The sequence below is a fragment of the Acinetobacter sp. YH12086 genome (assembly GCF_013419345.1).
Classification (GTDB): Bacteria; Pseudomonadota; Gammaproteobacteria; order Pseudomonadales; family Moraxellaceae; genus Acinetobacter; species Acinetobacter amyesii.
This window is the reverse complement of sequence record NZ_VPAF01000002.1, coordinates 288,566-310,365: the sequence shown is the minus strand read 5'-3', so window position 1 is coordinate 310,365 and position 21,800 is coordinate 288,566. Positions and strand designations below refer to the sequence as shown.

The 21,800-nt window shown below is 40.5% G+C and carries 18 protein-coding genes, 1 tRNA gene and 2 pseudogenes; 12 read left to right on the top strand and 9 right to left on the bottom strand.

The annotated features are described in order from the left end of the window. Together FTU29_RS17390 and FTU29_RS04745 are read right to left on the bottom strand one after the other, a co-directional pair. Nucleotides 1–136: pseudogene (locus FTU29_RS17390) on the bottom strand (hypothetical protein); the annotation flags it as partial. Nucleotides 137–268: 132 nt separating this feature from the next. Beyond that, nucleotides 269–1,000: pseudogene (locus FTU29_RS04745) on the bottom strand (MBL fold metallo-hydrolase); the annotation flags it as partial. A gap of 372 nt (nucleotides 1,001–1,372) precedes the next feature. On the opposite strand from FTU29_RS04745, the gene FTU29_RS04740 reads away from it, so the two are divergent. Next, nucleotides 1,373–1,747: a diacylglycerol kinase gene (locus FTU29_RS04740; RefSeq protein WP_067764182.1), complete on the top strand. Its 375-nt coding sequence runs from the start codon at nucleotides 1,373–1,375 to the stop codon at nucleotides 1,745–1,747. A gap of 141 nt (nucleotides 1,748–1,888) precedes the next feature. Here the strand turns inward: FTU29_RS04740 and FTU29_RS04735 are convergent, their stop codons facing one another. Continuing rightward, a complete protein-coding gene (locus FTU29_RS04735) occupies nucleotides 1,889–3,493 on the bottom strand; it encodes an isocitrate lyase (RefSeq protein ID WP_078192152.1) in 1,605 nt (534 codons plus the stop codon). A 683-nt stretch (nucleotides 3,494–4,176) separates the two neighbouring features. On the opposite strand from FTU29_RS04735, the gene FTU29_RS04730 reads away from it, so the two are divergent. The 4 genes from FTU29_RS04730 (at nucleotide 4,177) to FTU29_RS04715 (ending at nucleotide 8,567) form a co-directional block, all read left to right on the top strand. Next, a complete protein-coding gene (locus FTU29_RS04730) occupies nucleotides 4,177–5,169 on the top strand; it encodes a LysR family transcriptional regulator (RefSeq protein ID WP_078191331.1) in 993 nt (330 codons plus the stop codon). 129 nt (nucleotides 5,170–5,298) lie between these two features. Next, entirely contained in the window at nucleotides 5,299–6,627 is a 1,329-nt protein-coding gene (locus FTU29_RS04725) for a hemolysin family protein (RefSeq protein ID WP_180076756.1), read from the top strand. A gap of 54 nt (nucleotides 6,628–6,681) precedes the next feature. Then, nucleotides 6,682–6,960, top strand: coding sequence for a hypothetical protein (locus FTU29_RS04720; RefSeq protein WP_078191333.1), 279 nt, complete (start codon nucleotides 6,682–6,684; stop codon nucleotides 6,958–6,960). Nucleotides 6,961–7,226: 266 nt separating this feature from the next. After that, nucleotides 7,227–8,567 carry a CitMHS family transporter gene (locus FTU29_RS04715; RefSeq protein ID WP_180120643.1) on the top strand — a complete coding sequence of 447 codons (1,341 nt, stop codon included), beginning with the start codon at nucleotides 7,227–7,229 and terminating at the stop codon, nucleotides 8,565–8,567. A gap of 93 nt (nucleotides 8,568–8,660) precedes the next feature. Here FTU29_RS04715 and FTU29_RS04710 read toward each other — a convergent pair whose 3' ends face one another. After that, nucleotides 8,661–9,167, bottom strand: coding sequence for a hypothetical protein (locus FTU29_RS04710; protein WP_078191335.1), 507 nt, complete (start codon nucleotides 9,165–9,167; stop codon nucleotides 8,661–8,663). Between the two features lie 195 nt (nucleotides 9,168–9,362). Between FTU29_RS04710 and FTU29_RS04705 the strand changes: the two genes are divergently transcribed. The 3 genes from FTU29_RS04705 (at nucleotide 9,363) to FTU29_RS04695 (ending at nucleotide 11,109) form a co-directional block, all read left to right on the top strand. Next, nucleotides 9,363–10,097, top strand: coding sequence for a hypothetical protein (locus FTU29_RS04705; protein ID WP_180120642.1), 735 nt, complete (start codon nucleotides 9,363–9,365; stop codon nucleotides 10,095–10,097). A gap of 169 nt (nucleotides 10,098–10,266) precedes the next feature. Further along, nucleotides 10,267–10,352, top strand: a tRNA-Leu gene (locus tag FTU29_RS04700). Between the two features lie 88 nt (nucleotides 10,353–10,440). Then, entirely contained in the window at nucleotides 10,441–11,109 is a 669-nt protein-coding gene (locus tag FTU29_RS04695) for a hypothetical protein (protein WP_180120640.1), read from the top strand. 60 nt (nucleotides 11,110–11,169) lie between these two features. Here FTU29_RS04695 and FTU29_RS04690 read toward each other — a convergent pair whose 3' ends face one another. From FTU29_RS04690 to rlmE, 4 genes are all read right to left on the bottom strand, one after another. Then, on the bottom strand, nucleotides 11,170–11,484 hold the full coding sequence (locus FTU29_RS04690; protein ID WP_078191338.1) for a DUF5713 family protein: 315 nt from the start codon (nucleotides 11,482–11,484) through the stop codon (nucleotides 11,170–11,172). A gap of 87 nt (nucleotides 11,485–11,571) precedes the next feature. Next, nucleotides 11,572–12,426 (bottom strand): dihydropteroate synthase, encoded by an 855-nt coding sequence (gene folP, locus FTU29_RS04685; RefSeq protein ID WP_218954859.1) that lies wholly within the window; start codon nucleotides 12,424–12,426, stop codon nucleotides 11,572–11,574. Between the two features lie 112 nt (nucleotides 12,427–12,538). After that, nucleotides 12,539–14,437, bottom strand: coding sequence for an ATP-dependent zinc metalloprotease FtsH (ftsH, locus tag FTU29_RS04680; protein WP_218948055.1), 1,899 nt, complete (start codon nucleotides 14,435–14,437; stop codon nucleotides 12,539–12,541). A 136-nt stretch (nucleotides 14,438–14,573) separates the two neighbouring features. Beyond that, nucleotides 14,574–15,224 carry a 23S rRNA (uridine(2552)-2'-O)-methyltransferase RlmE gene (gene rlmE, locus FTU29_RS04675; protein WP_078192159.1) on the bottom strand — a complete coding sequence of 217 codons (651 nt, stop codon included), beginning with the start codon at nucleotides 15,222–15,224 and terminating at the stop codon, nucleotides 14,574–14,576. 195 nt (nucleotides 15,225–15,419) lie between these two features. Between rlmE and FTU29_RS04670 the strand changes: the two genes are divergently transcribed. Next, nucleotides 15,420–15,743, top strand: coding sequence for a YhbY family RNA-binding protein (locus tag FTU29_RS04670; protein WP_078191340.1), 324 nt, complete (start codon nucleotides 15,420–15,422; stop codon nucleotides 15,741–15,743). Between the two features lie 6 nt (nucleotides 15,744–15,749). After that, nucleotides 15,750–16,289, top strand: a complete 540-nt coding sequence (locus tag FTU29_RS04665) for a DOMON-like domain-containing protein (protein ID WP_180083791.1) — start codon at nucleotides 15,750–15,752, stop codon at nucleotides 16,287–16,289. Nucleotides 16,290–16,523: 234 nt separating this feature from the next. Here the strand turns inward: FTU29_RS04665 and FTU29_RS04660 are convergent, their stop codons facing one another. Continuing rightward, nucleotides 16,524–17,009 (bottom strand): hypothetical protein, encoded by a 486-nt coding sequence (locus FTU29_RS04660; protein WP_180120638.1) that lies wholly within the window; start codon nucleotides 17,007–17,009, stop codon nucleotides 16,524–16,526. A 309-nt stretch (nucleotides 17,010–17,318) separates the two neighbouring features. On the opposite strand from FTU29_RS04660, the gene carA reads away from it, so the two are divergent. Further along, on the top strand, nucleotides 17,319–18,461 hold the full coding sequence (carA, locus tag FTU29_RS04655; RefSeq protein WP_078192162.1) for a glutamine-hydrolyzing carbamoyl-phosphate synthase small subunit: 1,143 nt from the start codon (nucleotides 17,319–17,321) through the stop codon (nucleotides 18,459–18,461). 13 nt (nucleotides 18,462–18,474) lie between these two features. Further along, nucleotides 18,475–21,705 carry a carbamoyl-phosphate synthase large subunit gene (gene carB, locus FTU29_RS04650; protein ID WP_078192163.1) on the top strand — a complete coding sequence of 1,077 codons (3,231 nt, stop codon included), beginning with the start codon at nucleotides 18,475–18,477 and terminating at the stop codon, nucleotides 21,703–21,705. The last annotated feature ends 95 nt before the right edge of the window (nucleotides 21,706–21,800 follow it).

Below are 21,800 nucleotides of genomic sequence, written 5' to 3'. Positions count from 1 at the left end.
CTGTCGGAGCTGTCGGAGCTGTCGGAGCTGTCGGAGCTGTCGGAGCTGTCGGAGCTGTCGGAGCTGTCGGAGCTGTCGGAGCTGTCGGAGCTGTCGGAGCTGTCGGAGCTGTCGGAGCTGTCGGAGCTGTCGGAGCTAAATTTAGCGGGTTCCAACGGAACTGACCATCATTCATTTCACTAATTTTACCAATACCCGGAAATGGTAAATGTGCAAATGCAACGAAGGTTTGCTCTTGAGCAAAACGTTTAAAAATTGCTAAACGAGTTTCACTGGCTTTGACCGGATCGACATCAAAATCAACAGATAACTTGGGTTGTTCAAACTGTAAATGATACGAATGAACCACATCCCCGAGGATAGCAAAACTTTTAGCTTGCGACTTTAAGATAAAAGAATAATGCCCTGGTGTATGCCCAACACTCGGTAGTACTTCTAAGCCATTAATCACCGAACCAACGCTAAAGGTCTTAAAACTTCGCATAGTTTGATAAGGCGCAATCGCAGCTTTAATTTTTGCAACGGTCGCTAAATAACCTTCACGTTTTTCAGCAGCCAAAGTGTCGACGGTATTTTCACTTAACCAATACTGACTTTCTTGCTCATTGACGTAGACCGTTGCATTTGGAAACACAGCCTTACCTTGTTTCGCAATGCCACATGCATGATCTGGATGTAAATGGGTTAAGAAAACACTGCGTACACGATTAAGCTTATAGCCGGCCGCTTCAATATTTTGTGCAATAGAACCTAAGTTTGGTCCAAAACAACTGGCTGCACCACTATCAACAAGACTGATGCCGCCTTGTCCATCATCAATCAGATAGGCATTGACACTGGTTTGTATGCCTTTGCTCTGATCAACCGCAAGCTTTTGGAATAAAGCACTGACTTCTTCTGGAGTTAAATTTTGTTTAAACAAATCAGGACTTAATTCGAGTGTCCCATCTTTTAAAGCAATGACTTTATATGCACCCACTTGGAAAGGATAAAATCCCATGGGCTGTGTCACATTCGTTTTGATTTCCGTTTGAATAACTGCCGGCTCTGCACTGACAAACTGGCTGGTTAAAAGTGTTGCTGCAAGCACAGCAAAACTAAAATTTTTCATTGTTGACCTATATCACTTTTATTATTTCATGCAATGAAGCAAAGGCTTCAAAATTAAAAATTTTAAACGCCTGTATTGTGCCTGAAATTCAGGCAAATTTTAAGTCTCATACTGGATAAACATAGCACTAACTTGATACAGGCACATGTAAATCATCCTAAACTTTTAGGCCTAATAAAATAAAAGCTGAATGCAAGAAAACTTTAAGCTTGGCATGCTATATTTTCGCCAGTTTTTAAATCTATACGTCTGTACAGTGCTATGAGTGAAATTTCCCCGTTTAAAGGTAAATCTGGACTTAAACGAATTTTAAATGCAACGCAATATTCCCTCGACGGATTCAAAGCTGCTTATCAAAATGAAGCTGCATTTCGACAAATTGTCTGGATGAATATTATACTTATTCCCACCAGTTGTTTTCTCGATGTGAGTCGTGTTGAACATGCGCTTATGGTGGTGGTGTGTTTATTTGCCTTGATTGTTGAGTTATTTAACTCTGCCATTGAAGCCGTTGTCGACCGCGTATCTTTAGACAAGCATCCACTTTCTAAAATTGCCAAAGATATGGGAAGTGCCGCTCAATTCGTCGCTTTAGCAATTATTTTTTTTACTTGGTTAATTATCCTTTTGCCTTAAATAAAGGGGGTCTCACTATATTTGCAGGGTTATGCCCTGCTTTTTTATATCGACACACTTCAAGAAATGGATTTAAGAAGATTTTAAAGCCATAAAAAAACCCAGCTTTCGCTGGGCTTTTTTTTCGAATCAGTTCAATGCTTAGTGAGCAGCGAATTGGTTCATTGTGTTTTTCGCATCGTCACCCGCTTTAAGCGCGTTGTCACCAGCGAAGATTTCTTTGTGGTCGTCACCGATGTCTGAACCAGCCATTGCTTGGTGTTTCACACATGCAATACCACCGCGGATTTCTTTACGTTGTACGCCAGCAACATAAGCCAACATACCTTCAGAACCGAAGTAACCTTGAGCAAGTTCATGTGTAGAAAGCGCAGCTGTGTGGTAAGTCGGAAGTGTAATTAAGTGATGGAACACACCCGCTTCACGAGAAGCATCTGCTTGGAATGTACGAACTTTTTCGTCAGCTTCAGCAGCTAATTCAGAGTTATCGTACTCAGCGCTCATTAATTTAGCGCGGTCGTATGCAGATACGTCTTTACCTTCAGCAACCCAACGATCGTACGCTTGTTGACGGAAGTTTAATGTCCAGTTGAATGATGGAGAGTTGTTATAAACAAGTTTCGCATTTGGAACAACTTCACGTACACGGTTAACCATGTGAGCAATTTCTTCAACGTTTGGAGTCGCAGTTTCGATCCAAAGAAGGTCAGCACCATTTTGAAGGCTAGATACACAGTCAAGTACAACACGGTCGATTTGCGTGTCTGGACGGAACTGGTACAAGCCAGAAGCAAGACGTTTTGGACGGTGAAGTTTACCGTTACGCTTGATTAGGATTTCGTCTTCTTGAGCTTCTGAAATGTCAATTTCAGTTGTGTCTAAGTAGCTGATGTATTGAGAAGCGATGTCGCCTGGCTCTTTAACCACTGGGATTTTTTGAGTCAAGTCAGCGCCTTCAGAGTCAGTACGAGCAACGATGATACCGTCATCAAGACCCATTTCTAAGAATGCATAGCGAAGAGCGTGGATTTTCGCGATGAAGTCTTCGTGTGGAACTGTAACTTTACCAGCTTGGTGACCACATTGTTTAGCGTCAGATACTTGGTTTTCGATTTGTAGTGCACAAGCACCCGCTTCGATCATTTTCTTAGCTAGTAAGTAAGTCGCTTCTTCGTTACCGAAACCAGCGTCGATGTCCGCAATAATTGGCACAACGTGAGTTTGGAAGTTGTCGATTTGAGCAGTGATTTCTGCAGCTTTAGCAGTATCACCTGCTTCGTTTGCTTTTTTAAGCGCACGGAATAAGTCGTTTAATTCTTTCGCATCAGCTTGGCGAAGGAAAGTGTAGATTTCTTCGATCAATGCAGGAACTGAAGTTTTTTCGTGCATAGATTGGTCAGGAAGTGGACCGAATTCTGAACGAAGAGCTGCAACCATCCAACCAGAAAGGTAGATATAACGACGTTCAGTTGTACCGAAGTATTTTTTGTTCGCAATCATTTTTTGTTGTGCGATAAAACCGTGCCAGCAACCTAATGATTGAGTGTATTTGCTAGAATCAGCATCATAAGCAGCCATATCACGACGCATAATTGCAGCTGTATATTTCGCAATGTCTAAACCAGTTTTGAAACGGTTTTGCATTTGCATACGTGCAGCATCTTCTGGGCTAATATCGCGCCAAGTGCTTCCGAATTTTGCTTTTAATTCACGGATTGCATCAATCGCTGTTAAGTATGTAGACATGATATGTTCCTGTAATAATATTAGGATTTTTCTGCAACGTAAGGCTAAAATCATACCCTCGAATGATTGTTCAGATTTAGAACACTTCGTTGCGATAGACACAGAGTAGATTGACTAAAAAAATTAATCCAATATTCTGCATTAATTTTCAGTATTTATTTAAAAAATATGTAGATTAAAGTCGTATTATAATAATTAACCAATATTCAGAAGTATTTGTATTTAAATAATTTTATCAATAAATTTGGCTGATTTTTTTGTCTATTTTACAAACACTCTGATGAATTATTCTTCATTAGACTTAAGTCGACTGAGCATTCACTTTTAAAAAAAACAGCATTTTTTACGCCTTTTTTGCCCAAATTTACCAAACTAAATGCATAGTTATTCCGTCCTCAAATGATTATGTAAATGAGATATTTCATCTTACTTTTTAGTTTTATGAACATCACTTCGCATAATCAAAATTGCTCCTTATTTTTATTATATTTATTTAAAAATATCGGTCTAAACAGGTAATAAGTGTTTAAGAAATATGTGCTGTCGCTTCAGCAAATTTGTCTTAAAACTGCCGAATTTTAGTACAATAGTACACGTCATTTTTTCATCCATTTTTTACACAAGCCTTAGTAGTTATGGCATAATCAGATAAATTTCATGATTTTATTGTCGGTATTTATTTTATGAATCTGGAGCGGGTCGATCTCAATCTATTAATTTATCTTGATGTACTTCTTCGTGAAAAAAATGTGACTCGTGCTGCCGAGCAACTGGGTGTAACTCAGCCTGCGATGAGTAATATTTTACGTCGTCTACGCAACTTATTTAATGACCCACTTCTTATTCGTTCTTCAGAAGGCATGACACCTACAGAACGTGCGCTTGAATTACAGCCACGTATCCGTGACGCACTTTCTGACCTTTCGATGATTTTGGAACCCCGTACCGAGTTCCGCCCTTACACCTCAAATCGTGTCTTCCGCATCATGACTTCAGATTATGCTGAAGCAACACTTGTGCCGCGCCTAGTAAAAGCTTTGCGCTCAGAAGCACCCAATGTGGTTCTCGATTTTTTAACGCCTAGTGATGTGTCTTATCGAGATATGGAACAAGGTAAAGTCGACTTGGCGATTAACCGCTTTAATGAAATTCCGCAAAGTTTCCACCAAGTTTTGGTCTGGCGTGACAGTTTTTCATGCCTTTTAAATGCCAAGCATCCTGCTGCAAATAATTTAAACCTGAAAAGCTATCTAGATGCACAACACATTTGGGTGTCTAAAACAGGTATGGGTGTCGGTTTTGGTGTCAACCCAGAAAAACAAGCGGGTCTAGGTTGGATTGATCAAGCCTTAGAACGTATTGGCCAAAAACGTAAAATTTCAGTTTTTACTCGTCATTATCAAATGCCGGGCTTATTGGCCTCGAATGTTGACTTGGTTGCAACTCTGCCAAGCCGTATTGCTCGCCTTCAAGCCAAAAGTCAAAACCTGTTACTTCGCGATCCACCATTCTATATTCCTGAATTTGAATTAAAAATGGCGTGGTGTCCATTACTTCATCATCACCCTGCTCATCGCTGGTTACGTCAACTTATCTTGTATGTTGCACGTCAAATGATTGAAGAAGAAAACCGCGAATACTTAATGAATAACTCTCAGTTTTCACAGTATCAGTAATTAATTCTTTAATTCCTTATTAATTCAAACGTATACTGTCACTATATAGGTAGTAGTTAAGACTACTACCTTGCCCATTTTTGTGTTAGAAATACAGAAAAATAGAATGAATCACAAACAGGTGTATTCGTGAGCCTTTTCCAAAATATTGTCATTATTATTCTCCTGATCGTCGGTGCGGGTTTTCTTTCACTAACAGAAATTGCCCTTGCGGGTGCACGAAAAGTAAAACTTAAAATTTTGGCTGAATCTGGAGATTCACGTGCACAACGTGTGCTTGACTTACAAGCCAACTCAGCAGACTTTTTCGCTGCATCGCAAATTGGCTTAAATGCCGTGGCAATTCTTGGCGGTATTTTGGGTGAGGGTGCATTTCGTCCCTATTTCATAACCTTAGTGACCCGTTTTTATCAGGGCCCGTGGACTGAAACTATTGGATTCACCCTGTCGTTTACTTTAGTCACCTCCTTATTCATTCTATTTGCTGATCTGATGCCAAAACGTTTGGCGATGATCGCACCTGAAAAAATTGCCGTTGCTGTTGTTGACCCGATTCAAATCTTTATTAAAGTGTGTAAGCCAATGGCATGGGTGATTAATGCCATTGCCAATTTGTTGTTTCGTTTATTCAAAGTGAATACAACACGTGATGACAATATTACCTTTGACGACATTTCAGCTGTGATGGATGCCGGTGCTCAAGCTGGTGTACTACAAAAACAAGAACACCACTTTATTGAAAACGTATTTGAGCTGGAAGAACGTAACGTCCCTTCAAGTATGACTACACGTGAAAACGTGGTGTACTTTACCCTAAAAGAATCAGAAGCCAGTATTCGTCAAAAACTCGCTGAATTTCCATATTCGAAGTTTTTGGTCTGTAGTGAAAATATTGATGACGTGATTGGCTATGTGGATGCCAAAGATATTTTGGTTCGTATCCTCAACAATCAGTCACTTCTACAGCTCAATGAAAATACTATTCGTAATGTCCTCACGATTCCAGATACATTAACACTGTCTGAATTACTCGATCGCTTTCGTTCAACCAAAGAAAAATTTGCCGTAGTAATTAACGAATACGCGTTGGTTGTCGGCGTTATTACCCTCTCCGACATTATGATTACCGTGATGGGCGACTGGGTAACACCGATTGAAGCAGAACAACAAATTATTAAACGTGATGCAGATTCTTGGCTTATCGATGGCAGTACACCAATTGAAGATTTAAAGCATGCCCTCGCTTTAGATGAAATGCCCGATGAAGAAAACTATGAAACCCTTGCGGGCTTTATGATGTTTAAACTGCGTAAAATTCCACGTCCAGCTGACTTTGTTACTTATCATGGCTACAAATTTGAAGTTGTTGATGTAGACCACTTTAAAATTGACCAATTATTAGTGACCCGCTTACAACAGACTGAAACTGAACTTGATACACCAGAAGAATCGGATTAATTCGATTCTTCTTTTTTCTAAAATAATAAAATATAAATACGATGGAATACGAAGATGTCTTTTTCACTTAAAGCGATTTTGACTTGCTTTAGTTTTTATACTGGGGCTTATCTGATCTATTATTTTTTCAAAGCTCATCCACAACCTTTATTTCTATTGCTCGGTGTTGCACTGATCGTCACTGCTTGGTTTTTAACGCCTTATCCTTATGAACGCGGTCGACAACAATATGACGAAACCATGCGTTTTGGTCTGTTCTTTTATAATCCCTTAATTTTTTGGTTCCGATTTTTTAGTTGGCCGATTCGGACGCTACTGTCTATTTTTGCTTAAGCGCACTTATTGTGATCAAACTGGATCTACACGCACTTACAGTTCTCTACAGATGTTGAATATATGTAAACAGACCACTTTTTTTGAATAAAAATTAAAATAAATCAAAAAATCCCGCTTCCCTAATACCTTCATTATTAATGACTATTTTTCATCAAAATAGTGATGTATTTCACATTTTCTCACCTTTGTTTTGACTGATGAAATTTCTCTTTATGCTCTGCCCTTGGATTTAAAAACAGCTTTATATTTCAAAGGAATGAACCATGTTAACCGTACTCGGTTTGGGCATGATCTTGTGCTTTATGTATTTGATCATGTCGAAACGCTTAAGCCCACTTGTCGCACTGACTTTAATTCCCCTACTTTTTGCCTTGATTGCGTGGTTACTTGGTTTTTATTTTGACAGCTTGTCACACATACAAATAAATGAAATTGGCGACATGATGATTGAAGGTGTAAAAAAACTTGCACCGACTGGCATCATGCTGCTTTTTGCGATTCTGTATTTTGCCATCATGATTGATACAGGTTTGTTCGACCCTTCGGTGAAATTTATTTTAAAAATGGTCAAAGGTGATCCCTTAAAAGTTGTCCTTGGAACCATTACCCTGACGTTAATTGTCTCTTTGGATGGAGATGGTTCTACAACCTATATGATCTGTGTTGCGGCCATGCTGCCACTCTATAAGCGCTTAGGTATGAGCCCATTGATTATGGCATGTTTGATTATGCTCTCTAGTGGAATTATGAATCTTACACCTTGGGGTGGGCCTACTGCCCGCGCCGCCAGCGCGCTTCATGTCGACCCAAGTGATGTATTTGTTCCGATGGTTTTACCGATGTTATTTGCCATCGGCTGGTTGTACTTCTTAGGAACGATGTATGGTCGCATGGAAAGAAAGCGTCTAGGAATTGTCCAATTGGATATCAGCCATGGTGAAAACATTCAAATCTCAGATAATCCAGAAGCCAACCGCGCAGATCTACGTTGGTTTAATGCACTGTTAACCGTCGTTCTGATGATTTGTCTGGTTTTTAGTATTTTACCTATGCCTATTTTATTCATGGTGGCTTTATGTATTGCGCTAGTCGTCAACTACAAAAATGTCGACTTGCAGAAAAAGTTAATCGCACATCATGCAGGTAGTGCTTTAAACGTGGTCGGCATCATTTTTGCTGCAGGTATTTTTACCGGAATTTTAGCTGGAACAGGCATGGTAGAAGCCATGTCCAAACAACTTGTGGCAATTATCCCTGAAAGTATGGGTCCCTATTTAGCACCGATTACCGCTGTCATCAGTATACCGATGACTTTCTTTATGTCAAATGATGCTTTCTATTTTGGGGTTTTGCCGATTCTTTCCGATGCTGCCGCTCATTATGGAATTGCACCTGTAGAAATGGCACGTGCCTCCATCGTAGGGCAACCTGTACACCTACTCTCTCCACTTGTCCCTTCGACCTATTTACTCTGTGGACTTGCGGGTATCGAGTTTGGACAACATCAGAAATTTACCATTATCTGGGCTGTAATCACGTGTTTTGTCATGTTAGCAGCAGGCCTGATCTTTGGGATGTTTCCGTTTTATTCGAGCTTAACTTAAAATTTTAAAGATAAAAAAGCACCATCAGGTGCTTTTTTATGCTTAACAATAGAACTAGCCAGTGCTTTACACTCACAGGTTCATTTGTAGTAATTAATGCTTTGAAATTAATGCTTCTAGAACTGCTTCATAATGAATGCGAATATCATCTTCTAAAATTTTATAAACATTGTCGAATTGCACCATTGGCCAGCCTTCTTTCCAAAATGGAAAAATGTTATGGAGGTCATGAGTCACCGTTGCGTCTTCACGTACAATCGCTTGTGCAACTTGCGACAATACTTGTGCAGTTTCAGCACCATCAATCGCTAAATAATCGATACCACGAACTTTCAAAATACGGATACGGTCTTTTTTGTAGCGGATTTTTTTACTTTGGCCTTCATTTAAGCCTAAAGCTAAAGTCACAGCTTCAACAAATTTATCTTCAAATGCTTGATTTAATTTTACCAAAGCTTGTTTGTGTGCTTCTTGACGACCAGCTTTTCCCCCACTACGAATCACTTCATTTGCTTCAGTATTTAAAACATCTGATTTCATCGACTGAAGAATGTCTAGAATTTCGATATCGCTTAATGTTTCAGGAGAATGATCAGTCATAAACTGCCTATAAAAACTTAATATTCAATAAGTATGTATTTTCGCATAAAAGAAGGATGAAAACTGCGACCTTCACTATAGAAATTGTGATTTCTCTTATAATGTTCAGATATACAACATGATTTAGAAAAAAATTCTGTCAAAAATATCAAAATCAACTATATTACTTTCACGCTTTAATACTAACGTCACAATATGGCTCAAAAGAAACAGGCTGCGCTTTACCTTCAACAACTGAAACAGCAATATCCAGCAGCCTTTAAACATAATTATTTATTTTATAGCCAACTGAAAACTCAAGGCATTTTAGACGAACTCAAAGAACTTATTCCTTGGGTTCTGGCGGCGATGATTTTTATTTCTTTGAGTATGAGTATTGGTCATGCAGTGCAACTGTATTTTCCTGATATGAGTGAGTTTCGAGCTCATGGTATTGCTGTACTGAGTATTATGCTGTTTTTCATGCTGGTTGTGCCCTTAGTCATCAAGCAAATCAAACACAGTTCAATGTCCCTGTATCAAAGTTTGAAGAATACGCCGTTCAGACTTGCGATCGTGATTTTATTACAATTACTCAATATCGCCTTTTTACAAAGCACCTTCGTTCAATCTGTATTGTTCTTTTTCGCCATGAGTTTCGGCTTTGTGCGTTTTTATAAAGAAAATCTATTCAAAGGTGGAAGTAACACCCAAGAATACTATTTTCTGCATGAAACACGTCGTATTGCTTATTGGTCGTATAAACAAATGCTTAAAGCAAAATTACGTTTAATGCTCAGTAATCCGAATCAAGCAAACTACAAGCGGTTATCTGAGCGCTTTACCCAGTTCCAAAATTTGCACATACAAATGCTACATCAGGAAAATCAGCTGTGTAAAAAGCTAAAGCACCAAAATGTTGAACATTATCTTGATGAGTTAATGAAATAAGTTGACTTTGGTGTAGTGAAAAAAACTTTAATTCACTGCTCAAAATGTCATTCAATACATCAATATTTTTGAATATTTTCAACTTATATGCATGAATTGATTGATTTTAAAACAAACACCATCAAATACACTTGCCAAGGTCCATTTCGTCCTCTATTATTGCGCACATGCCCGAGTGGTGAAATCGGTAGACACAGGGGATTTAAAATCCCCCGCCCACAAAGCGTGCCAGTTCGAGTCTGGCCTCGGGCACCATTCTTATACTTCTAAGATTGGTGCAATAAAAGATCCAGCAATTTGCTGGTTTTTTTATGCCTAAAATTTATAAATCTATTATTATTCAATGCCAATATCTTCAGATTTTGATCTCCCTACACTACAACTCAAGCATCCCGATGCCTTTTATCAACGGCTGCTGTTTGCGCATTTCAAAATTATCAATCTAACGCCCACTGCACCCGTTTTAATCTTTAGCTTTTGCCTGATACTTTTTATCTCACTTGGCAGCGCAGCACTTGGGCATATACTTTCAACGGCACTTTCAATTCACGCCCCCAAAATGGCGTTCAATCTTGGTGTATTGATTATTCTTCCTTTGATCTATTGCTATGTTTGGTATGCACATTATCAAGCACGTTTTAGCAGTAAGTTTGCAGTTCAACGTCTGCAAATACAACTGTATCTCCTTGGCGGATTCACACTTATCCTCGCTATAAACTTTAAGTATCTACAAGCAGATGTATTAAACCTCATCAGTCTCTGCGGACTTTTTTTCAGTCTGTTTTTATGTGTATTTACTGAATTATTTTATAAACCTGAAAGCAGCGCCATTGAACGAGTAAAACTACAAAAGCTTCGCCAACTGGCATTTTGGTCTTATCAACAATCTTTAAAACAAAAAGAGCATCAAACGTATTTCTACGCCCTACACTTACAAGCCATGCAAGAAGAACAGAAACTATCAGCATCGATCAAATCATCGTTTAAAGATTTTATAGACAAAGCTAAATAATTTTTTAAAGCCCTAGATATAAAAAAGCCCTGTTACTACAGGGCTTTTTTTAAAGTTCAATTACCATTCTCGGTTAGCAACCAACTCTTCCATTTCAATATCCATATGGCCTTCATCTTGCAGCACCATCATCATGGCTTCTGCAATATAATCTGCAGCCGTATCATCCAAAGACGAATCTAAATCTTCAAATTGAGGTTTCATCTTATTGAGCTGTGCAACCGTTTCATTGGCAAAATGGTAGATATCAGTTGAACTTAAATCTGCTTTTGCAATTTTCTTCGCAAATTGAACAACCAATAACTTCACCTCTGCAACCAACACATCTGGGTAATATTCATCATCAAACATGGGTAGCAGTAAATCTGCAAACATACGAAACTCTATCACAAAACATTCAGGGCGCTTATATAACACAAATACTACAATTCACCAAATTTATTGGGATTCAGTATTTTCAAATCACACCGCATTCTGCATGGCTTGCCAAACACGTATCGCATCTACTGTTGCTTTGACGTCATGTGCGCGAACCATACATGCACCTTGTTGAATGCTGAGTAAATGCGCTGCAACCGAGCCTACAGCGCGATTTTGTGCATCTGCACCGCCAAGTGCTTCACCGATAAAACGCTTACGTGATAATGCAGACAGGATCGGATAGCCCATGTTATTCAATTGATAGAATTGCTGTAAAAGCTTTAAGTTTTGCTGCGCATTTTTAGCAAAACCAAAACCCGGATCAATCATAATATTTTCTGCACGGACGCCTGCGTCCAATGCATCTTGCACACGTTGCTTTAATTCATCGATGACGTCAGCAACGACATCTTGATACTGATCTAGATTATTCATCGTGGTGGGTTCTCCACGCATATGCATAATGATCACTGGAATATCCAGTTTTGCAGCGGTTTCTAAGGCATTCGGCCGAGTTAATGCACGTACATCATTCCAGATATGCGCACCTGCCTGAACCGCTGCCTCAATCACCTCAGGTTGTGAGGTATCGATAGAAATCACCACATTGTGTTTGGATAATGCTTCAACGACGGGTACGATCCGTCGAATTTCTTCTTCAACCTCAACAACAGATGCACCCGGACGTGTTGACTCACCACCGACATCAATCACTGTCGCGCCATCCACTATCATTTGTAAGGCATGTGCTATAGCTTGGTCTTTACCATTATGTTTGCCACCATCACTAAAAGAGTCCGGTGTGACATTTAAAATCCCCATCACATGTGGCTCTGACAAATCTAATTGCAAATTACCACAGTTTAAAATTTTATTAGGCAAAGACACCAACTTCATAGTACACATCCCAGATTTTGCTGCGCTTATTTTAACGCTAAGTTTGCTCAGCATTGCGCTCACATGCATTTATTTTCATATAAAAAAACCACCCGAAGGTGGTTTTAAAATTTTATGCTTTTGGCAATGACGGTAATGGTGGTGGAACATCTGGACCATCCGTTGGTGTAACATCAATCACTGGATTTTCAGCGATGTACACTTTTGGTGGTTGAGGTTCACGACCTTCCATAATGTCACGGATTTGATCACGATCAATGGTTTCCCATTCAAGCAATGCTTTCACCATGGCATGTGCGATATCTTTGTTATTTTCAAGAATATCGCGTGCAACTTTATATTGTTCATCTAAAATGCGGCGAACTTCACGGTCAACTTCAAGCTGCGTTGCTTCAGAAATCACACGACTTCCTAAACCACCCATGAATGACTGCTGTGAATCATCTTCGTAAACCATGACGCCCATTTTATCGGACATACCGTATTTAGTAACCATTGCTCGTGCCATTTTCGTTGCACGTTCAAAGTCATTTGAAGCACCAGTCGACATTTGGTTAATGAAGACTTCTTCTGCAATACGACCACCAAACAAAATTGAAAGTTCATTCAACATTTTGTCTTTGTAATGGCTGGTTTGGTCATGTTCAGGCAACTGCCAAGTCACACCCAATGCCCAACCACGCGGCATAATTGTCACTTTATGCACAGGGTCTGTACCCGGCAAGATTTCAGCAACAATTGCATGACCTGCTTCATGATAAGCCGTCGCACGACGTTCTTCTTCACGAATCACCATCGATTTACGTTCAGGACCCATGTAAAGCTTGTCTTTCGCATCTTCAAAGTCATGCATATCGACCGTATTCTTGTTACGACGTGCAGCAAACAGTGCAGCTTCGTTTACAAGGTTAGCCAACTGAGCACCCGAGAAGCCCGGTGTACCACGTGCCAAAACTTTCACGTCTACACCAGTCACAGAAGGTAATTTTTTCAAATGTACATTCAGGATTTGCTCACGACCTTTAATATCAGGTAGAGACACCATCACTTGACGGTCAAAACGACCTGGACGAAGTAAAGCTTTATCCAATACGTCAGCACGGTTTGTTGCAGCAATGACGATAATACCTTCGTTGCCTTCAAAACCATCCATTTCAACCAACATTTGGTTTAATGTTTGCTCACGCTCATCATTACCACCACCTGTACCTGAACCACGGTGACGACCAACGGCATCGATCTCATCGATGAAAATGATACATGGTGCATGACGCTTTGCTTGTTCAAACATGTCACGGACACGAGACGCACCCACACCCACGAACATTTCAACAAAGTCAGAACCCGAAATACTAAAGAACGGTACTTTCGCTTCACCCGCAATCGCTTTAGCAAGTAAAGTTTTACCTGTACCCGGAGGACCAACCATAAGCACGCCTTTTGGAATGCTTGCACCAAGTCGTTTGAACTTAGATGGATCTTTTAGGAAGTCAACGATTTCAACAACTTCTTGTTTAGCTTCATCACAGCCCGCAACATCAGTAAATGTCACTTTGATTTGGTCTTCAGACAGCATTTTTGCTTTTGACTTACCAAAACTCATTGGGCCATTCTTACCACCAGCTCCACCACCCATGTTGCGCATAAAGAACATGAATAACAGAATGATTAAAAGAACAGGGAAACTTGCAATCAGAAGTTGCATCAAAATACTTTGACGCTGTGGCGCTGTACCTTCAACAACAACATTGTTCTTGATCAGGTTCGGCATAAGTTCAGGATCTTGAACCGCAGGACGGATACTTTCAAACTCTGAACCGTTTGATTTTTCGCCACGAATTCTTTCGCCATCAATGGTGACTTGTTTAATCTGACCCGCATTTACGGCTGCCACGAACTCAGAATAGTTCATCGCGGTCGGTTGATTGCGGTCATTGACGTTGCTGAAGATTAAAACCAGCACGCCTAGGATAACCAGCCACAACACGGCATTCTTAAAAAGATCGCTCAAAGCTTTATTCCCATTTCTATCTAATTCGTTCAATCCCATTTACATGGGTGACTCTAATACTTACGCTGCAGAGTAGCTTCGCAATAATTTAAAAACGTACAAAATGCACAATTTTTAACGAGTTGGCAAGTAAACTTTACTTGAAAGCTTTCTTACGTCCCTGCCCGATTAAAAACACTTCTTTAGATCGAGCACGTGAAGCCGCCGGTTTTGCTGTTTTCAGCACATCAAATGTGTCTACAACTTGCTTACGGTATTCATCAAATCCAACACCTTGGAACACTTTAACAACAAATTGTCCATTTGGTCCAAGAACCTTTTGAGCAAAGTCGATTGCTAATTCACAAAGATAGATCTGACGCGGTTGATCTACAGCCTTATTACCTGATGTATTGGGGGCCATATCTGAAATTACAACGTCTACAGTACGTCCATCTAAAATTTTTAACAATTCATCGAACACTTCTTGTTCACGAAAGTCACCTTGCAAGAAGGTCACATCGGGTAAAGCATCCATTGGTAAAATATCAGAAGCAATCACCAAACCTTTGTCGCCAACAAGTTTTCCGGCAATTTGCGACCAACTACCTGGTGCAGCACCTAAGTCGACAACGGTCATGCCTGGCTTGATCAATTTGTATTTTTCTTGAATTTCAAGCAATTTATAAGCGGCACGCGCACGATATCCTTCCTTTTGTGCTTTTTTCACAAAGGGGTCATCAAGATGCTCACGCATCCAGTCACGACTACTTTTGGATAATTTCTGGTTAGTAATGCGGGTAGCCATAACTCTCTAAATAAAAAAAACTTCTCAGTCTTGATTGTACGTGAAATTCAGCACTTTTGCAGTAGACATGTGTATCTAAAAAGCATCTTAAATCATGTTTTTTTCAATAATCTTCATCGAGAAAATGCCGATTAAATACAGCGCTTCAACTTTGATTTTGCTATACTAGGTCGTTTTTAAAATTAGGTTATATTTATGGCGGCTTTATCTATTCAAGAACGTAAACGCTTACGTCAAATTGGTCACACCCTAAACCCAGTTGTAATGGTTGCGGACAAAGGCTTATCAGAAAGCGTTGTTGAAGAATTAAACCGTGCGTTAAACGACCATGAGTTAATTAAAGTGAAAGTGGTGGCAGAAGACCGTGAAGCTCGTGCTGCAATGATTACTGAAATTGCGACTGTTTCAGGTTCTGAAGTTGTTCAAACGATTGGTAAGATTGCTTTGATTTACCGCAAAGCGGCAAAACAAAATGCAAAACTGTCTAACCTTGTTCGCTACGCACACCTGTCTAACTAAGCATTTATGGCAAGTTTCGAACTCAGCGCTTTTGATCGTCGCTTTCAGGCTGTATCAGTCGTTGGTGCTATCGAACAACAAAGCCCATATACTTTAAATGTGGGTTATTGGATTCGAGACCCAAACCAACTGATTCAATGGCCAGAATTGGTATCAGCTCACCCACGAATCGATTTTTTGTGGGAACAGACCTGCTTAGAAGTTTTTATTGGTGTACGCAATGAAGACTTTTATCGTGAAATCAACCTCTCCCCTTCACAAGCTTGGCAGGTTTACCAGTTTGAAGAATATCGCTATCCAGAAGATATGCCGCCACAAGCTGCTTACGATATTGAACTGAATCAGTTGAAACGGACGCACTATGGCTTAAATGTCAGTCTTGATCTAACAGAATTTATGCTGAAGTACAAACTTAAATGGGAAGATCTCTATATTGGTCTAACTGCAGTACTGAAAACCTCTCAAGGTGAACAGTACTATGCCATGCAGCATAGTAGTCCAAATGCTGACTTTCACAACAAACGTGATTGGCTACATCAGTTCTAAATTTTTAATGTTTTGATCTTCGATAAAAAGCAAAAGTACGATCTTTTGTTTTTTTATTGCCTGTCTATTTTTAAATAACTGCTTTGGACTTAAATGTACCATTCACAATAAGGGAGCCATTAATGACTCCCTTATGCATAGTGCTAACTTGATGTTTAATTCGCTCTCACCCAATCCAGCTCCTTGGAATGACTAGATTTAACTTAAGCGTTTTAAAATTCATGTCATTCACAATTAACTTTTAAGATCTGTGGTTTGATCCGTAACATCAGCTTTCAGTGGTGAAACTTTTTTCCACGTTTCTAAAGTATGTTCCTTAGAACGCTTAAATGTTTCTGTTAGATGATCTTTGTGTTTTCCTGAAATTTGGGTCACATCTTCTTTCAGCTCTTTTCCAAGTTTTGAAAGATCATCAATAACCGCATTAAACTCAGTTTTCACAAATTCTTTGAGTTCACTAAAATCTTTTTGCGATGAACCAAATTGAACTTTTAGCTGATCAAGTTTATTCAACACATCTTGCTTCAACTGACGCAATTGATCTTGCACACTGGCATTCAACTGCTTTGCCTCTGCTCCGATCTTTTCTTTGCTTTGTGTGACTGCCTCTGTGGCTTGAACACTCGCTTCTTTTGCAACTTGTTCAAGCTTTTCAGCACCTTCGATAACGACTTCTTTCAGGGAGGATTTAGCCGCTGTTTGTTTTTGTTGTGTTGCCATGACTTTGTACCTATATTTTTTGCTGACCGCCCCACATTAGCGCTTTTTGATAAATTTTAATTTATGATTTGTCTGACAATAATTAATTGCTTACATTTTTCTACGATTTTGCAAAACCAAACTTTATTCTAAAATGCAAGTGCTTTATCTGCTTTATTCCTGATATTTGCAATGGACTTTCTGTGGCTTTCTGCGTATAATGCCGTGTTAAGTTCAAGCGAGCAGATGTGAGGAGGGTAGGTTTTTAAGCAGCCTTCCTTTTTTTTCGTCTTCTCGCTTTTTTACAGCCTAAATTTCAGGAGCTTTGGTTTGAGCACCCCAGCAATTTTAGCCCTTGCCGATGGTACTATTTTTAAAGGTACTTCAATTGGCGCATCGGGTAGTACGACTGGTGAAGTCGTTTTCAACACTGCCATGACTGGCTATCAAGAAATTTTGACTGACCCAAGTTATGCACAACAACTTGTGACCCTAACTTACCCACATATCGGTAACACAGGTTGTAATGATGAAGACGCTGAGTCAGGTCGAATTCATAAAGTATGGGCCAACGGATTGATCATTCGTGACCTACCTTTATTGCATAGCAACTTCCGTGCTGAGCAATCACTAAGTGATTACCTTAAACAACACAATGTTGTTGCTATCGCAGATATTGATACTCGTAAATTAACGCGTATTCTGCGATCAAAAGGTGCGCAAAACGGTTGTATCCTTGCTGGTGAAAACGCGACTGAAGAAGAAGCGTTAGCTAAAGCACGTGCTTTTGGTGGTCTTAATGGTTTAGACCTTGCAAAAGAATGCTGTGATCCGACCGGTTTCGAGTGGACTGAAGGCTCTTGGGCGCTTGGTAAAGGTTTCGCTCAACCAGAACTTAAATTCCATGTTGTAGCATACGACTACGGTGTCAAAACCAACATCTTACGTATGCTCGCAGACCGCGGTTGTAAATTGACTGTTGTGCCTGCGCAAACTCCTGCTGCTGACGTACTTGCTCTTAATCCAGATGGCGTGTTCTTATCGAACGGCCCCGGCGATCCAGCAGCATGTGATTATGCAATTGAAGCTGTAAAAACAATTGTAGAAGACGCACGCAATGTACCTGTATTCGGTATTTGCTTAGGTCACCAAATTCTTGCACTTGCATCAGGTGCAAAAACTGTGAAAATGCCTCACGGTCACCACGGTGCTAACCATCCTGTACAAAACTTAGAAAATGGTACAGTGATGATTACTTCTCAAAACCACGGCTTCGCAGTGGATGCAGAAACTCTTCCTGCAAACTTGAAAGCTACGCATAAATCACTGTTCGACCAAACCCTGCAAGGGATTCATCGTACAGACAAACCTGCGTTCAGTTTCCAAGGTCACCCAGAAGCAAGCCCTGGTCCACATGACTGCGCACCACTGTTCGATCATTTCATCGAACTTATCGAAGCATCTAAGAAGTAATTAAGGAAGCATCATGGCTAAACGTACAGACATTAAAAGCATCTTAATTATTGGTGCTGGTCCGATTGTGATCGGTCAGGCATGTGAGTTTGACTACTCAGGTGCGCAAGCATGTAAAGCCCTTCGTGAAGAAGGCTACCGTGTTATTTTGGTGAACTCTAACCCAGCGACCATTATGACTGACCCTGCAATGGCAGATGCAACGTATATCGAACCGATTACGTGGCAAACTGTTGCAGCGATCATTGAGAAAGAACGCCCAGATGCAGTTCTTCCAACAATGGGTGGTCAAACTGCATTGAACTGTGCCCTCGCCCTTGATGAGCACGGCATTTTAGAAAAATACAATGTTGAATTGATCGGTGCGACTAAAGAAGCAATTGAAAAAGCCGAAGACCGTAAACTCTTCGACCAAGCAATGCGTAAAATTGGTCTTGAATGTCCAAAAGCTGACATCGCTGAATCAATGGAAGAAGCGTTAGAAATTCAAGCACGCTTCGGTTTCCCTGTGATTATCCGTCCATCATTTACGATGGGTGGTTCAGGCGGTGGTATCGCATACAACAAAGAAGAATTTATCGAGATCTGTGAACGCGGTTTCGACCTTTCTCCTACTCACCAACTTTTAATTGATGAATCATTGATTGGTTGGAAAGAGTACGAAATGGAAGTTGTTCGTGACAAAAACGACAACTGTATCATTGTATGTACCATTGAAAACTTTGACCCAATGGGCGTGCACACAGGTGACTCAATCACTGTTGCCCCTGCACAAACATTAACAGACAAAGAATTCCAACTTTTACGTAATGCCTCTTTAGCAGTACTTCGTGAAATTGGTGTAGAAACGGGTGGTTCGAACGTTCAGTTCGGTATTAACCCGAAAGATGGCCGTATGGTTGTGATCGAGATGAACCCTCGTGTTTCTCGTTCATCTGCTTTGGCATCTAAAGCAACCGGTTTCCCAATTGCAAAAATTGCAGCGAAATTGGCAGTCGGTTATACCCTTGATGAATTGAAAAATGACATCACTGGCGGTACAACTCCTGCATCATTCGAACCTGCGATTGACTATGTTGTGACTAAGATTCCTCGTTTCAACTTCGAGAAATTCCCACAAGCTGATGCAACTTTAACTACACAGATGAAATCTGTGGGTGAAGTCATGGCAATTGGCCGTAACTTCCAAGAGTCAGTACAAAAAGCGCTTCGTGGTCTTGAAGTGGGTGCTGCTGGCTTTGATGAAAAAATCGAAGTGGGTACTGAAGGTGCGAAAGAGAAAATCCTTCAAGAACTTAAAGTGCCTGGTCCTGAGCGTATTTGGTACGTTGGCGATGCATTCCGTCATGGTTTCACGTTAGATGAAGTGTTCGCTGCGACGAATATTGACCGTTGGTTCTTGATCCAAATCGAAGACATCATCAAAACTGAAGAGAAAATCAAATCTTTAGGTTTTGGTGACTTAAACGCTGACAACATCCGTTCGTTCAAACGCAAAGGTTTATCTGACCTTCGTATTGCGAAATTGATGGGTATTTCACAAAAACAATTCCGTAAACACCGTTGGAACTTGGGCGTGACCCCTGTTTACAAACGTGTAGATACATGTGCGGCTGAATTCGAATCTGATACAGCTTACATGTACTCAACTTACGATGAAGAATGTGAAGCGAATCCGTCTACTCGCGACAAGATCATGGTCATCGGTGGCGGTCCTAACCGTATTGGTCAAGGTATCGAATTCGATTACTGCTGTGTACACGCTGCCCTTGCAATGCGTGAAGACGGTTATGAAACTATCATGGTGAACTGTAACCCTGAAACGGTTTCTACGGATTACGACACATCAGATCGTTTGTACTTCGAACCAATCACTTTGGAAGATGTACTTGAAATCGTACGTATCGAGAAGCCTAAAGGCATTATCGTTCAGTACGGCGGTCAAACTCCGCTTAAATTGGCTCGTGCTTTAGAAGAAGCTGGTGCGCCAATTATCGGTACATCACCTGATGCGATTGACCGTGCAGAAGACCGTGAACGTTTCCAACAAATGATTCAACGTCTACAACTTCGTCAACCAAACAACAGCATCGTAAAATCTGCTGAAGAAGGTATGGCTGAAGCGGCAAAAGTTGGCTACCCACTTGTGGTACGTCCATCTTATGTACTTGGTGGTCGTGCGATGGAAATCGTGTACAACGACGAAGAATTGAAACGTTACTTACGTGATGCGGTTCAAGCATCTAACGAAGCGCCAGTACTTCTTGACCACTTCCTAGATGATGCAATCGAAGTTGACGTAGACTGCGTATCTGACGGTAAAGACGTTGTGATCGGCGGTATCATGCAGCACATCGAACAAGCTGGTATTCACTCAGGTGACTCAGCATGTTCTATTCCTCCTTACTCTTTATCTAAAGAAGTTCAGGACGAAATGCGCCGTCAAACCATCGCTATGGCGAAAGAGCTTGGCGTAATTGGTTTAATGAACGTTCAGTTTGCTGTTAAAGGCACTGACGTATACATTCTAGAAGTGAACCCACGTGCATCACGTACTGTTCCATTCGTATCTAAGTGCATTGGTGAATCTTTAGCGAAAGTTGCTGCGCGTTGTATGGCTGGTCAATCTTTAGAATCTCAAGGATTCACTACAGAGATTATTCCTGAACACTTCTCTGTAAAAGAAGCAGTGTTCCCATTCAACAAATTCCCTGGTGTTGACCCAATTCTTGGCCCTGAGATGAAATCTACAGGCGAAGTGATGGGTGTAGGTAAAACATTTGGTGAAGCGTTCTATAAAGCTGTGTTAGGCTCTAATGACCGTTTACCAGGCCTACCAACGGAAGGCGAAGTAAAACATGCATTCTTATCTGTTCGTCATTCTGACAAGCCTCGTGCTGTTGGTATTGCGAAACAGTTAACAGATCTTGGCTTCAAAGTCATCGCTACTGGCGGTACTTATGATGTGATTAAAGATGCTGGTATTGAATGTGAACGTGTGAACAAAGTGACTGAAGGCCGTCCTAATATCGTAGACCGCTTGAAAAATGGCGAAGTTCACCTCATTATCAATACAACTGAAGGCAAACAGGCTCAAGAAGATTCATTCTCGATCCGTCGCTCTGCATTACAAGGTAAAGTGTATTACACAACTACCCTTAACGGTGCTGATGCAGTATGCCAAGCTTTAGCAATCAAATTGCCAATGGATGTATACCGCTTACAAGACCTTACTAAAGGTTAATTAAGTTACCGAGAAGTCCCGCCACCTCTCGGTGGCGGGCTTTTTTTCATTTCTAGGTCAGTAAAAATTTTACTGATTTTTTCTTTTTACAAACA

What these genes read in the sequence shown, in the direction of transcription:
- FTU29_RS04710 (WP_078191335.1), bottom strand. Translation starts at nt 9,167, where the DNA reads ATGACTGATCATTCTCCTGAAACATTAAGCGATATCGAAATTCTAGAC.
- FTU29_RS04715 (WP_180120643.1), top strand. Translation starts at nt 7,227, where the DNA reads ATGTTAACCGTACTCGGTTTGGGCATGATCTTGTGCTTTATGTATTTG.
- FTU29_RS04705 (WP_180120642.1), top strand. Translation starts at nt 9,363, where the DNA reads ATGGCTCAAAAGAAACAGGCTGCGCTTTACCTTCAACAACTGAAACAG.
- FTU29_RS04695 (WP_180120640.1), top strand. Translation starts at nt 10,441, where the DNA reads ATGCCAATATCTTCAGATTTTGATCTCCCTACACTACAACTCAAGCAT.
- FTU29_RS04720 (WP_078191333.1), top strand. Translation starts at nt 6,682, where the DNA reads ATGTCTTTTTCACTTAAAGCGATTTTGACTTGCTTTAGTTTTTATACT.
- rlmE (WP_078192159.1), bottom strand. Translation starts at nt 15,224, where the DNA reads ATGGCTACCCGCATTACTAACCAGAAATTATCCAAAAGTAGTCGTGAC.
- FTU29_RS04660 (WP_180120638.1), bottom strand. Translation starts at nt 17,009, where the DNA reads ATGGCAACACAACAAAAACAAACAGCGGCTAAATCCTCCCTGAAAGAA.
- FTU29_RS04690 (WP_078191338.1), bottom strand. Translation starts at nt 11,484, where the DNA reads ATGTTTGCAGATTTACTGCTACCCATGTTTGATGATGAATATTACCCA.
- folP (WP_218954859.1), bottom strand. Translation starts at nt 12,426, where the DNA reads ATGAAGTTGGTGTCTTTGCCTAATAAAATTTTAAACTGTGGTAATTTG.
- FTU29_RS04665 (WP_180083791.1), top strand. Translation starts at nt 15,750, where the DNA reads ATGGCAAGTTTCGAACTCAGCGCTTTTGATCGTCGCTTTCAGGCTGTA.
- FTU29_RS04735 (WP_078192152.1), bottom strand. Translation starts at nt 3,493, where the DNA reads ATGTCTACATACTTAACAGCGATTGATGCAATCCGTGAATTAAAAGCA.
- FTU29_RS04730 (WP_078191331.1), top strand. Translation starts at nt 4,177, where the DNA reads ATGAATCTGGAGCGGGTCGATCTCAATCTATTAATTTATCTTGATGTA.
- carB (WP_078192163.1), top strand. Translation starts at nt 18,475, where the DNA reads ATGGCTAAACGTACAGACATTAAAAGCATCTTAATTATTGGTGCTGGT.
- FTU29_RS04740 (WP_067764182.1), top strand. Translation starts at nt 1,373, where the DNA reads ATGAGTGAAATTTCCCCGTTTAAAGGTAAATCTGGACTTAAACGAATT.
- FTU29_RS04670 (WP_078191340.1), top strand. Translation starts at nt 15,420, where the DNA reads ATGGCGGCTTTATCTATTCAAGAACGTAAACGCTTACGTCAAATTGGT.